The sequence below is a fragment of the Ruegeria sp. AG1 genome (assembly GCF_056541705.1).
Genome location: NZ_JBQFYU010000001.1, coordinates 167,260 through 181,732, shown reverse-complemented (window position 1 = coordinate 181,732; position 14,473 = coordinate 167,260). Strand labels below are relative to the sequence as shown.

Sequence of the window (14,473 nt, the reverse complement as noted above, 5' to 3'; positions counted from 1 at the left end):
GCATCACCGTCCCGAGAATGTCACAGGCATATCAGGGGATTGAAGTAACGAGACAGAATCGAAACACAAACGCATTCTCGCCTCCAGTGATCGGCGCGATCAGGTGATATGCAGCAACTGCTTGGTTTCACCCCCTCAAACGCAAACCGCCCGCTTGAAGCGGGCGGTTGTTCTTTAATCCTGAGGGATGATACGAAGCCCCAGCTCCATCAATTGATCCGAGCTTGGATCGGACGGCGCATCCATCATCAAATCTTCGGCGCGTTGGTTCATCGGGAACATCATGACCTCGCGAATGTTGGCTTCATCCGCCAGCAGCATCACGATCCGGTCGATGCCCGCAGCGCAGCCACCGTGTGGCGGCGCGCCGTAGTGGAACGCGTTGAAAAGGGCACCAAAGCGGGATTTCACTTCGTCTTCACCATAGCCCGCCAGCTCAAAGGCTTTCAGCATGATTTCCGGCTTGTGGTTCCGGATCGCGCCCGAGACCAGCTCATACCCGTTACAGGCCAGATCGTACTGATAGCCGCGCACGTCCAGAGGATCGCCGTTCAGCGCCTCCATACCGCCCTGCGGCATCGAGAACGGGTTGTGTTCAAAGTCGATCGCACCGGTTTCCTCGTCCTGCTCGTAGATCGGGAAATCCACGATCCAGGCAAAGGCAAAACGATCTTTCTCGGTCAGGCCCAACTCATCGCCAATCACATCGCGCGCCTTCCCGGCGACCTTTTCAAAGGCCTTCGGCTTACCCCCCAGGAAGAACGCCGCATCGCCGACGCCCAGACCCAGTTGCTGACGGATCGCCTCAGTGCGCTCAGGGCCGATGTTCTTGGCAAGCGGGCCAGCGGCCTCCATCCCTTCGCCCTGATCGCGCCAGAAGATATAGCCCATCCCCGGCAGACCCTCTTTCTGGGCAAAGGCGTTCATACGGTCGCAGAACTTGCGGCTACCGCCAGTCGGCGCTGGGATGGCGCGGATTTCGGTGCCTTCTTGCTCCAATAGCTTTGCGAAAATCGCGAAGCCAGACCCGCGGAAGTGGTCGGAGACCACTTGCATTTTGATAGGGTTCCGCAGGTCGGGCTTGTCGGAGCCGTACCACAGGGCCGCATCCTTGTAGGAAATCTGAGGCCATTCCTGATCGACCTTGCGGCCACCACCGAACTCTTCGAACACGCCGGTCAAAACGGGTTGGATGGTGTCGAACACATCCTGCTGTTCGACAAAGGACATCTCGAGGTCGAGCTGGTAGAAATCGGTGGGCGAACGATCAGCGCGCGGATCTTCGTCACGGAAGCACGGCGCGATCTGGAAATACTTGTCGAAACCCGACACCATAATCAGCTGCTTGAATTGCTGCGGCGCCTGCGGCAGTGCATAGAACTTACCCGGATGCAGACGCGAGGGCACCAAAAAGTCGCGCGCGCCTTCGGGCGAGGACGCGGTGATGATCGGCGTCTGATACTCGCGGAAGCCCTGATCCCACATGCGGCGACGCATTGATGCCACAACGTCCGAGCGCAGGGTCATATTCTGCTGCATCGCCTCGCGGCGCAGGTCGAGGTAGCGATAGCGCAGGCGGGTTTCCTCGGGGTATTCCTGATCGCCGAACACCATCAGCGGCAGTTCGTCGGCGGCACCCAAAACCTCCAGCTCACGCACGTAAACCTCGATCTCGCCAGTTGGCAGTTTCGGGTTCACCAGATCGGCATCCCGCGCTTTGACAGTGCCGTCGATGCGGATACACCATTCCGAGCGCACTTTCTCAAGCTCGGCAAAAGCCGCGCTGTCGCCATCGCAGAGAACTTGTGTCACACCGAAATGGTCGCGCAGGTCGATGAACAGCACGCCGCCATGATCTCGGACCCGATGCACCCAACCGGACAGGCGGACGGTTTCACCGACATTGGCGGCGGTCAGAGCGGCGCAGGTGTGGCTGCGATAGGCGTGCATGGAATATCCCTTCGGGCGCAGAATTCGTCGCGCCGATACACCCTGTCAGGCTTGGAAAGTCAAGGCGGGTCGCGCTGTCAAAACGGCCTTTGAACGTTGCCGGAATAGAAATACACGCCCAAACCCACGGCAAAGATGATATTCCCTGCAATCGCGTGCAGCAGCACCGCGTAGAAGAAGGACCCTCGTTTGCGATAGGCCCAGCTGAACAGCAGGCCGCCAACAAAAGTCATGACGGCGACGATCCAGCTCCAGTACATCAGATGGGCGAAGGAAAAGATGGCCGCGTTCAGGAGGTCGGCCTTGCGGCCTTCAGGCAGGACCCCATGGTAGCGGCGGTAAAACAGCGGACGGAACAACAGCTCTTGCGGTAGCGCAGACATTAGCGGATAGCCGACCCAGATAAAGGCCAGCATCTCGGGCCGGTGCATCAAAAGGAAAAAGGCGGCATCCGGGCGGGTCAGGTAGATAAGAGCAATGCAGAACAGTGCGGTAGCTGTCGTGAACGCGACCAGTTCACGGACCGACCAGTTTGCCCAATTGTAGCGAAGTTCGGCCCATTGGAAGCCCGGTGTGGCATACAACAGGACAATGCCCAGCCCAGTGAATGCAAACAAAGCCGGGAACATCCAGTTGGGCGGGAACAGGACTGCAATCAGCAGAGGGACCGCAACGAAGAACGCACCGAACTCAAGCCGCAGACGCCCCATCGCCACCGGTCGGTGATCCAACGCGCTGTCGTTGCTCATAGTGCCACCAGCTTTGCGGGGATTAGGCCGCGCAGAGAGTTGCCCATATAAATCGCCTTGGCGGAACTCAGATCATTCATGGTTAGAACGGCCTCGGCCCAACCCTCCTCCAAAAGCTGTTCGCGCAGAATGCCCGGCAAAAGACCGCAGGACACAGGAGGCGTAAGCCTGCGCCCGTCCGGCATTTCAATGAACAGATTGGTGATGGTTCCTTCGCACAGCTCTTCCCGCTCGTTGAGGAACATCAGCTCGTCAATGCCATCCGGCAGGGAGGCTCGGGCAGAATCGTAGACAGTGCGGCGCGTGGTTTTGTGCTGCAACCATATGTCGTCCGAGTTCAGCCGGGTCTGAGAAATCCCCAACCGCCAGATCTCAGGATTGCCAGCTAACGCGGCCGCGGTCAGGTCAAAGCCTCCATGGACATCCATGGTCAACCGACACCGCAAGGGGGCATCGCTGGTAACGCCGGACAATATCACAAGCGCCGCATTGCGGTCGAAGGACAGCGCCAAGTCCTTTGCCGTGCGCGCCATGCGGTCAAGGTGCCGATCACGCCGCACGAAGCCCTGATCGGGTTGAAAGCCAAGGGTTTCGATCAGGCGGAAATCAGGCTCAACTGGTGGGCGAAGCGGGCTTTCCATAGGGCTTCCTCGTATTCAGATGGGGCTGTGCTGTCCCAAACCACGCCTCCGCCGACGTTCAGCGTGGCCTTTCCGTCCTCCACCATCAGCGTGCGGATGGCGACGTTGAACTCCGACCGGCCATCCGGCGCGGCCCAGCCGATTGTTCCGCAATAGATATCACGCGCCCAGGGCTCCAGCTCGGACAGGATCTCCATCGCACGGATCTTGGGCGCGCCGGTGATGGAACCACAGGGGAACAGTGCCGTCATGATGTCGGACAACCCGGCCCCGACCTGCAGCTGCGCCCGCACCAGTGAGACCATCTGATGCACCGTGGCATAGGTTTCGACCTTGAACAGCTCAGGCACGTGAACAGAACCGGGCAGCGCCACGCGGCTGATATCATTGCGCAGCAGGTCAACTATCATCAGGTTCTCGGCCCGGTTCTTCTCATCCGACGACAGGAAGTTGCGGCGGCGGGCGTCCTCGGCCATATCCTCGCTGCGCGGCTGGGTGCCCTTCATGGGCCGCGTTTCGATCCGACCGGTTTCATCCGTGCGGAAGAACAGCTCGGGCGAGCGGCTGAGAAGGTCCGGCAGACCGTCCTGTTGAACAAGCGCTCCGTGGCCGACCGGCTGGCCGGATGTCAACGCCGCGTAGAGCGCCGCGCTATCCCCATCGACCGTTAGATCAATCGGGAAGGTCAAGTTCGCCTGATAGATATCCCCCGCCCCGATGGCATCATGCACTGCCCGGAAGGCCTGACTGTAGCGTGCTTCATCCCAACGCGGTTGAAACGTGGATACGCCGCCATCGGCTTTGGGTAATGTGCTTTGATCCGGAGCGTCATAGACGCCGAAACACAGCAGCGGCAGCTTTCGATCATCCGGCAACAAACCAAGCAGCCGAGGTTCCAGCACATAGCCCAGCTCATAGCTGGCGTAACCGGCCAGCCAACTGCCCGCCGCGCGAGCGTCATCAAGGGCCGCCAACGCCTGTGGCACCTCGTCCGCGGCATCCGCCCGGATGATGTGGGATGGCCGGTCGAACCGGGCTCCCGGACCGGCAGGTCCCTGATCAAAACGAATACGCAAGTGCATCCTCATAAGCCGTGATGCGCGATATAGAGAATACTCTGCCAAGGGAAAGGGGGGAAAGCGGCAATTTCACCTCTGTTCCCGATACCTCTTGCACCTTTTCGCGCGGTCCCTATAACGCAGGACAATTTGGGCGCTGGGGCGGTGCCCTGACTCGCTGACAATCGAAGGAACAAGGCCATGCCGAGAAGAACCGACATCCAGTCGATCATGATCATTGGGGCAGGCCCCATTGTTATCGGACAAGCCTGCGAGTTTGACTATTCCGGCGCTCAGGCCTGCAAGGCGCTGCGCGAGGAAGGGTACCGGGTCATTCTGGTGAACTCGAACCCCGCGACGATCATGACCGATCCGGGTCTGGCCGATGCGACTTATATTGAGCCGATCACCCCCGAAGTGGTCGCCAAGATCATCGAGAAAGAGCGCCCCGATGCCCTTCTGCCCACCATGGGAGGCCAAACAGGCCTGAACACCTCGCTCGCGCTGGAAGAGATGGGCGTTCTGGACAAGTTCGGCGTCGAGATGATCGGCGCCAAACGCGACGCCATCGAAATGGCCGAAGACCGCGCCCTGTTCCGCGAGGCGATGGACCGGCTGGGTCTTGAAAACCCCAAGGCAACCATTGTGACCGCCCCCAAGCGCGAAGACGGCTCCACCGATTTGGATGCCGGTGTGCAGATGGCATTGGATGAGCTGGAAGAGATCGGCCTGCCCGCCATCATCCGCCCTGCCTTTACTCTGGGCGGTACAGGCGGCGGTGTGGCCTATAACCGTGAGGATTATATCCATTTCTGCCGCTCGGGCATGGATGCTTCGCCGGTTAATCAGATCCTCGTCGATGAAAGCCTGCTGGGCTGGAAAGAATACGAGATGGAGGTGGTGCGCGACACTGCCGACAACGCGATCATCGTCTGTTCCATCGAAAACGTAGATCCGATGGGCGTGCATACGGGTGACTCGATCACCGTGGCCCCTGCCCTGACGCTGACCGACAAAGAATACCAGATCATGCGCAATGGCTCGATCGCTGTTCTACGCGAGATCGGCGTCGAGACAGGTGGTTCGAACGTACAATGGGCGATCAATCCAGAAGATGGCCGCATGGTCGTGATCGAGATGAACCCGCGGGTATCGCGCTCATCCGCTCTGGCCTCCAAAGCGACCGGTTTCCCGATTGCCAAGATCGCGGCAAAGCTGGCCGTCGGTTACACGCTGGACGAACTGGACAACGACATCACCAAAGTCACGCCCGCGTCGTTCGAGCCAACCATCGACTATGTCGTCACCAAGATCCCGAAATTCGCGTTCGAAAAATTCCCGGGCTCGGAACCCTACCTGACCACCGCTATGAAATCGGTGGGTGAGGCCATGTCCATCGGTCGCACCATCCACGAATCGATGCAGAAGGCTCTGGCCTCGATGGAATCGGGCCTGACCGGCTTTGACGAAATCGAAATCCCCGGCCTGAATGTCGGTGTTTGGGAAGAAGCGGACGACAAGGCCGCCGTGATCAAAGCGATCAGCCAACAGACCCCAGACCGCCTGCGCACCATCGCGCAGGCCATGCGCCACGGTCTGTCCGATGACGAAATCTTCGGCGTCACCAAGTTCGACCCGTGGTTCCTGGCCCGCATCCGCGAGATCATCGAGGCCGAGCGTCAGGTGCGCAAAGACGGCCTGCCGGTCACCGAGGACGGCATCCGCAAGCTGAAAATGCTGGGCTTTACGGACGCGCGTCTGGGCAACCTGACCGGCCGTGACGAAGACAACGTCCGCCGCGCCCGCCGCAATCTGGGCGTCAAGGCCGTGTTCAAACGCATTGACACCTGCGCCGCTGAATTCGAAGCGCAGACACCTTACATGTACTCGACCTACGAAGCTCCGATGATGGGTGAAGTCGAATGCGAGGCGCGTCCAAGCGACCGCAAAAAGGTCGTCATCCTCGGCGGTGGTCCGAACCGGATCGGTCAGGGCATCGAGTTCGACTATTGCTGCTGTCACGCCTGCTTCGCGCTGACCGACGCGGGTTATGAGACCATCATGGTCAACTGCAACCCCGAGACGGTTTCGACCGACTATGATACCTCGGACCGTCTGTATTTTGAGCCGCTCACCTTTGAACACGTCATGGAAATCCTGACGAAAGAACAGGAAAACGGCACCTTGCACGGTGTGATCGTCCAATTCGGCGGCCAGACTCCGCTGAAACTGGCGAACGCGCTTGAGGCCGAAGGCATTCCGATCCTCGGCACCACGCCCGACGCGATTGACCTGGCCGAAGACCGCGAACGCTTCCAGGCGCTGGTCAACGATCTGGGCCTGAAACAGCCGAAAAACGGCATCGCTTCGACCGATGAACAGGCGCTTGAGATCGCAGAAGAAATCGGCTTCCCGCTGGTGATCCGCCCCTCTTACGTTCTGGGCGGTCGCGCGATGGAGATCGTGCGCGATATGGATCAGCTGCGGCGCTACATCAACGAGGCTGTTGTGGTCTCGGGCGACAGCCCGGTTCTGCTGGACAGCTATCTGGCGGGTGCGGTGGAACTGGACGTCGATGCTCTGTGCGATGGCACCGACGTTCACGTTGCAGGCATCATGCAACACATCGAAGAGGCAGGCGTTCACTCGGGTGACTCGGCCTGTTCGCTGCCGCCCTATTCGCTTTCGAAAGAGATCATCGAGCAGATCAAAGAACAGGCGTTCAAACTGGCCAAAGCGTTGAACGTGGTCGGCCTGATGAACGTTCAGTTCGCAATCAAGGATGGTGAGATCTACCTGATCGAAGTAAACCCGCGCGCCTCGCGTACCGTTCCCTTCGTCGCCAAAGCCACCGACAGCGCGATTGCGTCCATCGCAGCGAGGGTCATGGCGGGTGAGAAACTGGCGGACTTCCCGAAACGCCCGCCCTACAAGACAGTCGACGACAGCAAGATCGCCGACCAGATGACACTGGCCGACCCGGACATGCCGTGGTTCTCGGTCAAAGAGGCCGTGCTGCCCTTCGCACGCTTCCCTGGCGTCGACACCATTCTGGGCCCGGAAATGCGTTCGACTGGTGAGGTCATGGGCTGGGATCGCGACTTCCCGCGCGCATTCCTGAAGGCACAGATAGGCGCTGGCATGGTGCTGCCCTCATCCGGCCGCGCATTCATCTCGATCAAGGACGCCGACAAAGGGCCTGACATGTTGGAGGCCGCGCGCGTTCTGGTCGATCAGGGCTTTGAACTGGTCGCCACACGCGGCACGCAAACCTGGTTGGACACGCAGGGCGTACCTTGCGAAGTGGTCAACAAGGTCTATGAGGGACGCCCCGATGTGACTGACCTGATGAAAGACGGCGGTGTTCAGCTGGTGATGAACTCAACCGAAGGCGCACAGGCGGTGGAAGACAGCCGGTCGATCCGCTCAATCGCTCTGTATGACAAGATCCCCTATTTCACCACCGCCGCCGCCAGCTACGCAGCAGCGTTGGCGATCAAGGCGCAGGCCGAAGGTGACGTCGAGGTGAAATCGCTGCAGGGCTGACCTGCAGCACCAAGGAAAAAGCAAAACCCCCGGTCGTTGGTCGGGGGTTTTCATTTAAGCAGCAACCGCTTGCCGTTTCTCATCTCGCTGAAAGAACAGCAGGTAGAAGACCGGGGCCGCGACCATGGTCAGGACCGTAGCAAAAGCCAGCCCGCCCATGATCGTAACTGCCATCGAGACGAAGAAAGCGTCGGTCAGCAGCGGGGCCATCCCAAGGATCGTTGTAATCGCCGCCAGCATCACCGGCCGCAGACGCGAGACGGATGCTTCGATGATCGACTCCTGCAGCGGTTTGCCCGTCGCGCGGACCAGGTCAATCTCTTCGACCAGAACGATACCATTCTTGATCAGCATCCCCGACAGGCTGAGCAGACCCAGAAGCGCCGTAAAGGTGAACGGCAGTCCGGTGCCCAGCAAACCGATCACCACACCGTTCACAGACATGGGAACCAAAAGCCAGATGATGACCGGTTGGCGGATTGCATTGAACAGCAGCACCGAGATCAGCACCATGATCAACAGGCTCAGTGGCAATTGCCTACCAAGGCTTTCCTGGGCATCGCCCGAGTCCTCGAACTCACCTCCCCATTCCATACGATAGCCGGGTGGCAGGTCCATCTCTTCAATCGTTGCGCGCACTTCGGAATGCACCTGCGCTGCGGTCACATCTGGTGGGATATCCGCGCCAACGGTGATTGTCAGAACCCGGTTGCGCCGGTGGACCTCGGTGTTGAGCAACTGGTATTCGAACCCGTCCACCATCTGTTCGATGGGCACGAATTGGCCTGACTGATCGGAATACACGACCTGATCGACGATCGAATAGTCACCCTCTGCAGGGCGGCGCAGAATGATCGGGATCAGGCGGTCACGCTCACGCAGGACGCCACCGGTAATGCCGTCGGTCGAGAATTGCAGCGTGGCCGCAATATCTTCACGCGAAACACCGGCTGTCTGCGCACGTTCGGTTGCGTAGATCGGTTGCACCGCCAGCTCTTTCTCGCGCCAGTCATGATGGACGTTCAGCGCGTTCGGCGTAGCAGCCGCCATGCGTTGAACCGCTTCGTCAGCCAACTGCCGCAGCACGGCTGGGTCGCTACCCGAGAAGCGGGCTTGAATCGGCGTGCCTCCACCCGGACCAAAGACCAGCCGTTTGGTGCGAAACTCGCTTTCAGGAAACTGAGCCACCCCAAAGGCCTCAAGCTCGGCCTGCAGCGTTGGAATATCCTCAAGCGTTTCCGTCCGAATGATCATGTGACCGTAGCTTGGGTTCGGATCCTCAGCGCTGTAGGTCAGCATGAAACGGGTCGCGCCTTGCCCGACAAACGTGGTGACGGACACCACATCGTCACGTTCGGCCAGCCAATCCTCTACCACTGCCATATCCGCAGAGGTACGTGAGATTGGTGTGCCCTGAGGCAGCTTGTAGTGGACAAAGAACAGCGGCGTATTCGAGTCCGGGAAGAATTGCTGCTTCATCAGGCCGAAGCCCGCATAACAGGCCACCGTCACAGCGATCAGCCCGGCCACAACGAGCCAGCGGAACCGCAACGCCCAGCGCAGTATCGCGCCGTAAACGTGGAACAGAAGGCTGCCATAAGCGTCAACTTCACCCTCTTTGCCCTGCTTGAAGAAATAATGGGCCAACATCGGGGTTACTGTGATTGCCAGAACCCAGCTGAGCAGCAACGAGATCCCAATAACCGCAAAGAGCGAGAACAGAAACTCTCCTGTCGCATCGGGGCTGAGACCGATGCCTGCAAAGGCCATGATGCCGATGACCGTCGCGCCCAACAGCGGGATCTGCGTTTTCGATGCCACCTCATCCGCTGCATCGCGCGAGGATTTGCCGCGCAACATCGCGATCTGCATGCCCTCGGCCACAACGATGGCGTTGTCCACCAGCATCCCCATCGCAATGATCAGGGCACCCAGCGAGATGCGCTCCATCTCAATCGAGAACAGCGCCATGAACAGTAGCGTCCCGACCACGGTCAGAAGCAATGTCGTCCCGACCACAATGGCAGCGCGCCATCCCATAAAGAGGCCCAGAACCGCGACCACGATGATCACCGACATGGCGAGGTTCACAAGGAAGTCGTTCGAGGCTTGCTCGACCACCACGTGTTGCTGGTAGATGGGCAGAATTTCCACGCCAAACGGAATTTGCGTGTCCAGCTCCGCGAATTTTGCATCCGCGCGCTTGCCGACTTCGACGATGTTCTCAGCGGCCAAACCGGCAATGCCCAGCGTAAAGGCCTCGGTCCCATCGAAACGGATCATGATATCCGGGTCGGTCTGACGGGCGCGGTAAACGTTAGACATGTCAAACAGGTTGATTACCTGCCCTTGCGAGCCGACCGACAATCCGGCGATGGCCGATACGCTATCTGACCCTTCGGCTGTCAAAATGGTGGTGCGGTCGTTCTCGGACCGAACCGAGCCGGAGGAGTTGACCGAATCCGCGTTGGCAATTGCCTCGTTGATAGCTTGGATGGGGACGTTCTGGTTCACCGAGATGGACAGATCCGGCTCTATGAAGATCGCTTCTTGCGGCAAGCCCTGAACTTCGACATCGGCAACACCGTCGACGGTCAGCAGCTCACGCCGCAGAAACGTCGCCAGTTCGTGCTTTTCTGCGTCCGAGAACCCTTCAGCGGTTACCGCATAGAACAGGCCGAACACGTCGCCGAAACCATCATTGACATAGGGCTGGTTTACACCGGATGGCAGGCCCCGCGCCGCATCGCGCACTTTGGCGCGTAGGCGCGTCCAGATGGCGGGCAATTCGCTGCCGTCATATGTGGATTTGATCTCAACCTCGATCAGGGATTGCCCCGGCTGGTTCAACGAGGTGATCGTATCCACCTCACCCATTTGCTGGATCGCCGATTCCAGAGGCTCAGAGACTTCCAGCGCCACCTGCTCGGCTGTGGCACCGGGGTATTGCGTGACGATCACCGCGTTTTTTATTGTGAAAGCCGGGTCCTCTAGGCGCCCCAGAGAAAGGAAGCCCCATATGCCGCCAAACAGGGCGATCAGGATGATCAGCCACGTGTAAAGCGGCCGGTCGATAGATGCGCGTGCAATTCTCATTAGCCCGCCCCTTAGTTCGAGAAGCCGGTGAAACGGCGCACGCTCTGGCCGTCTGTCAACGCCGAGCCACCTGCGACAACCACCTCATCGCCGTCTGACAAGCCGGTCAGAACACGGACTTCGCCGGTCTGCGTTGGTTCGATGGTTACGGGCGCAAGGCGTACCGTGCCCTCGTCTGCGCCAGCCGGAGAAAAGACCATCACGCCCAGCGCGCCATCCGCGCCAGCGACGATGGCTGACGCCGGCAGAACGATCCCCGTGCGGCCATCCCTGACATGCACGTTCACCGACACGGACGAGCCGGGCAGAATCTGCAGCCCCTCAGGCGGGGTCAGGCCGAACTGAATGCGGAATGTCTGCCCAACACTCGAGGTCTCAGCGTCGAACTCACGGATTTCCAGCGGAAAAACTTCGTCGCTTACGGGGAATTTGGCCGTGATCGTGATGTCATCCTGCTGACCCGAGCGTTGGAACAGGATCTCGGGGACGTCCACCTCGATCCGAAGTTCCGACATGTCGTGGATGCGCACGATCGGAGTTCCCGCCGACACGGTGGTAAAGGCCTCAACTGCGCGGCTTGATACAAGCGCGTCGAACGGCGCCGTCAGCGTTGCGTGTTCCAGCTCGTATTCCGCGTCGCGGAGGGCGATAGCGGCCAGTTGCGCTTCGGTTTCGGAATCATCGACCGCCACTTGGCTGGCGGTCGTGCCGCGCAACCGCGACAGGCGCGCGACGGTTCGGTCAGCTTGTTCTTTCTGCAAGCGGGCGCGATCCAGCCTGAGTTCGAACGGTTCCTGATCCAGTCGGGCAATCAGACCGTCCTTCGGGATGACGAACCCTTCGGTGACAGGCATCTCAACAATCTGCCCTGGAACCTGAAATGCCAGATCAACGGTCTGACGCGCAGCGACGCGGCCGAAAAACTGTCGAGTGAAACCCGGAGCCGTTTCCTGCACCTGCATTAGCTTGACCGGTTTCGCGGTCTCTTGCGCGACAAGCGGCGTCGCCAAAACGGCCAATAGCAGGCCCAGAGAAGTCAGCTGTTTCATTTCTTCAATCCCTCGGGAATTCCCGTTTTCAGTACGTTGTCACGAATCTTGCTCGCCATCCGAGCGAACTCGGCTGTTTCTTCTGCGTTCAGGCCAGAGGCCTTGTGAAACAGATCACCGGCTGCTGACACCAACATATCTCGCGCGCTCTCACCTTGTTCGGTCAGCACCAGCAACCAGGCACGGCGATCGTTGGGATCGCGCTGGCGCGCCAGATAGCCAGCTTCTTCCAGAGCATCCGCAGTGGCCGTAATGGTGGATGGCACGCTGAGCATATCGGCTGCCAGAACACCCATTCTCTTGGGTTCATCTAGCTTGATCAGCATATGGCATTCCGGGTGGCTCAGGTCAGTTTCGATGGTGTCGAAGGTCTCTTCGAGTTTCCAATAGAGAGCATAGACGCCCATGATGGCCTGAATTTCAGGGCTCAGGCGGCCAAGCCTGTCGCTGATACTGTCTGACATTGAAGAGACTCCGAGACGTCGTTGCGGGTCATATACTTCAAATTATGAACTATTCAATAACTGAAGTGGAGAATCATCCTCGGGCCTAGCTTCCCTCGGGTAACCAAGACTTGATCAAATGCCCCTGTGACTGCATTTTGAGCAAATCCAAAACGTTCAGGACTTGCCATGTATATCCCTGCAATCACCGGTACAGGCGTTTTCACGCCGGAAAACGTCATCACCAATGCCGAGCTGGTGCAAGCCTTCAACGCCTATGCCGACAAGGTGAATGCAGAGAACGCCCAGGCAATCGAGGCCGGGCAGATGGAGCCGATGCAGCATTCCTCCGAGGAGTTCATCGTCAAGGCGTCCGGCATCGAAAACCGCTATGTGATGGATAAATCCGGCGTGCTGGACCCCGACACCATGCACCCCGCTTTGCGCCAGCGCAGCGATGACGAGCCGGGGATCATGACCGAAATGGCGGTGGATGCCTGCAACAAAGCTCTGGCGCAGGCTGGTCGGACAGCGGCAGATGTCGATCTGGTGATCTGCGCGGCGTCGAACCACGAACGCGCCTACCCGGCCATCGCCATCGAGATACAGCAGGCTCTGGGCATCAATGGCTTTGGTTTTGACATGAATGTCGCCTGTTCCTCGGCCACATTTGGCATTCAGGCGGCGGCGGATATGGTGCGGTCGGGTTCGGTTCGGGCCGCATTGGTGGTGAACCCCGAGATCTGCTCGGGCCACCTGGAATGGCGCGACCGGGATTGTCATTTCATCTTCGGCGACGTGGCCACGGCCACCCTGATCGAACGCATCGAAGACGCGCAAGGCCCGCATTTTGAGGTCCTGTCGACCCGCTGCGCCACGAGTTTCTCGAACAATATCCGCAACAATAACGGCTTTCTACGCCGCTCACGACCTGATGGGATGATCGACCGGCGCGACATGCAGTTCATGCAGAACGGGCGCAAGGTCTTCAAGGAAGTGCTCCCCATGGTCAGCCAGCATATCAGCGACCACATGGAGGCCGAGGGCATCAGCAGCGACGACCTGACACGCCTGTGGCTGCATCAGGCCAACAAGACCATGAACGATTTCATCGGCAAGAAGGTCCTTGGACGTGTGCCCGAGGCGGGTGAGCAACCCAACATCTTGCAGGATTATGCCAACACCTCCTCAGCCGGGTCGATTATCGCCTTCTCCAAATACTCCGACGACCTTGAGGACGGGGATATCGGGCTGATCTGCTCGTTCGGGGCTGGCTATTCGGTTGGGTCCGTCATCGTGAAACGGAAATCCTGATCCGACGCTGTATTGGAGAAGCCGTCAGGTGGCAGCGCAGTCAGTGCGTTCAAACAACGACGTCCAAAAGGCGCCCGATGCCAGCTTTTAACTGACGCTTTCTTCTTCGAGATGCAGTTTCATCTCAATCAGAACCTGCTGCAAAAGGCTGGTTTCCTTCAGCAGGCGCTTGGCTTCGTTGACGGTGATGATCCCGTCTTCGATGGCCGCCTGATACTCGGTCATCAGCATGGCAAACCGCTGGCTCAGGGCGATGACATCAGCGTTTACGCCACCTGTACGCGGAGAATCCGTGTTGCGATCCCCGTAGGACAGAGTGATGTTCTTCAGGTCCGCCAGCGCCGAGGTAACATGCGGATAGTTAGCCGCATTCTCTAGCCGTGCCACTGCGTCAACGGGCATGAACCGATCCGCGTGCTCCGAATTATCCGAATAGTAGCGGCCGAGCGTCGCCTTGGATTTGCCCGTGATCTCACACGCGGCTTCGATCCCGACATCTTTCACCAAGGCTTCGGTGTGTTTCTTAAGATAGGCCCCGATATCTGCCATAGTTCTACCTTTGCTACCTGCACGCGCCGCCCCTTCTATCCGTTTTGGGGGAAAGCATAGGGAAATTTCCCATAACCG

10 protein-coding genes are annotated in these 14,473 nt (G+C 59.2%); 2 read left to right on the top strand and 8 right to left on the bottom strand.

Features of this window, described 5'->3' with window-relative positions; translation table 11 throughout:
- Nucleotides 1-174: 174 nt before the first annotated feature.
- From aspS to ACR0B5_RS00825, 4 genes are all read right to left on the bottom strand, one after another.
- Nucleotides 175-1,950, bottom strand: a complete 1,776-nt coding sequence (aspS, locus tag ACR0B5_RS00840; RefSeq protein WP_480537766.1) for an aspartate--tRNA ligase — start codon at nucleotides 1,948-1,950, stop codon at nucleotides 175-177.
- Between the two features lie 77 nt (nucleotides 1,951-2,027).
- Nucleotides 2,028-2,699 carry a CPBP family intramembrane glutamic endopeptidase gene (locus ACR0B5_RS00835; RefSeq protein WP_480537764.1) on the bottom strand — a complete coding sequence of 224 codons (672 nt, stop codon included), beginning with the start codon at nucleotides 2,697-2,699 and terminating at the stop codon, nucleotides 2,028-2,030.
- Nucleotides 2,696-3,340 carry an aminotransferase class IV family protein gene (locus tag ACR0B5_RS00830; protein ID WP_480537762.1) on the bottom strand — a complete coding sequence of 215 codons (645 nt, stop codon included), beginning with the start codon at nucleotides 3,338-3,340 and terminating at the stop codon, nucleotides 2,696-2,698. The genes ACR0B5_RS00835 and ACR0B5_RS00830 overlap by 4 nt, the downstream gene beginning before the upstream one ends.
- Nucleotides 3,295-4,422, bottom strand: coding sequence for an aminodeoxychorismate synthase component I (locus ACR0B5_RS00825; RefSeq protein WP_480538150.1), 1,128 nt, complete (start codon nucleotides 4,420-4,422; stop codon nucleotides 3,295-3,297). Before ACR0B5_RS00825 ends, ACR0B5_RS00830 begins: the two co-directional genes overlap by 46 nt.
- 177 nt (nucleotides 4,423-4,599) lie before the next feature.
- Between ACR0B5_RS00825 and carB the strand changes: the two genes are divergently transcribed.
- Nucleotides 4,600-7,944: a carbamoyl-phosphate synthase large subunit gene (carB, locus tag ACR0B5_RS00820; RefSeq protein WP_480537760.1), complete on the top strand. Its 3,345-nt coding sequence runs from the start codon at nucleotides 4,600-4,602 to the stop codon at nucleotides 7,942-7,944.
- 54 nt (nucleotides 7,945-7,998) lie between these two features.
- Here the strand turns inward: carB and ACR0B5_RS00815 are convergent, their stop codons facing one another.
- The 3 genes from ACR0B5_RS00815 to ACR0B5_RS00805 are packed head-to-tail and all read right to left on the bottom strand — an operon-like array spanning nucleotide 7,999 to nucleotide 12,553.
- Nucleotides 7,999-11,040 (bottom strand): efflux RND transporter permease subunit, encoded by a 3,042-nt coding sequence (locus ACR0B5_RS00815; RefSeq protein WP_480537758.1) that lies wholly within the window; start codon nucleotides 11,038-11,040, stop codon nucleotides 7,999-8,001.
- Nucleotides 11,041-11,051: 11 nt separating this feature from the next.
- Nucleotides 11,052-12,089: an efflux RND transporter periplasmic adaptor subunit gene (locus ACR0B5_RS00810; RefSeq protein WP_170555839.1), complete on the bottom strand. Its 1,038-nt coding sequence runs from the start codon at nucleotides 12,087-12,089 to the stop codon at nucleotides 11,052-11,054.
- On the bottom strand, nucleotides 12,086-12,553 hold the full coding sequence (locus ACR0B5_RS00805) for a MarR family winged helix-turn-helix transcriptional regulator (protein WP_170637450.1): 468 nt from the start codon (nucleotides 12,551-12,553) through the stop codon (nucleotides 12,086-12,088). Before ACR0B5_RS00805 ends, ACR0B5_RS00810 begins: the two co-directional genes overlap by 4 nt.
- A 168-nt stretch (nucleotides 12,554-12,721) precedes the next feature.
- Here ACR0B5_RS00805 and ACR0B5_RS00800 point away from each other — a divergent pair, with 168 nt between their 5' ends.
- Entirely contained in the window at nucleotides 12,722-13,846 is a 1,125-nt protein-coding gene (locus ACR0B5_RS00800; protein WP_419737674.1) for a beta-ketoacyl-ACP synthase III, read from the top strand.
- An 87-nt stretch (nucleotides 13,847-13,933) separates the two neighbouring features.
- On the opposite strand, the gene ACR0B5_RS00795 is transcribed toward ACR0B5_RS00800, so the two are convergent.
- On the bottom strand, nucleotides 13,934-14,395 hold the full coding sequence (locus tag ACR0B5_RS00795) for a hypothetical protein (RefSeq protein WP_170374695.1): 462 nt from the start codon (nucleotides 14,393-14,395) through the stop codon (nucleotides 13,934-13,936).
- Nucleotides 14,396-14,473 lie beyond the last annotated feature (78 nt).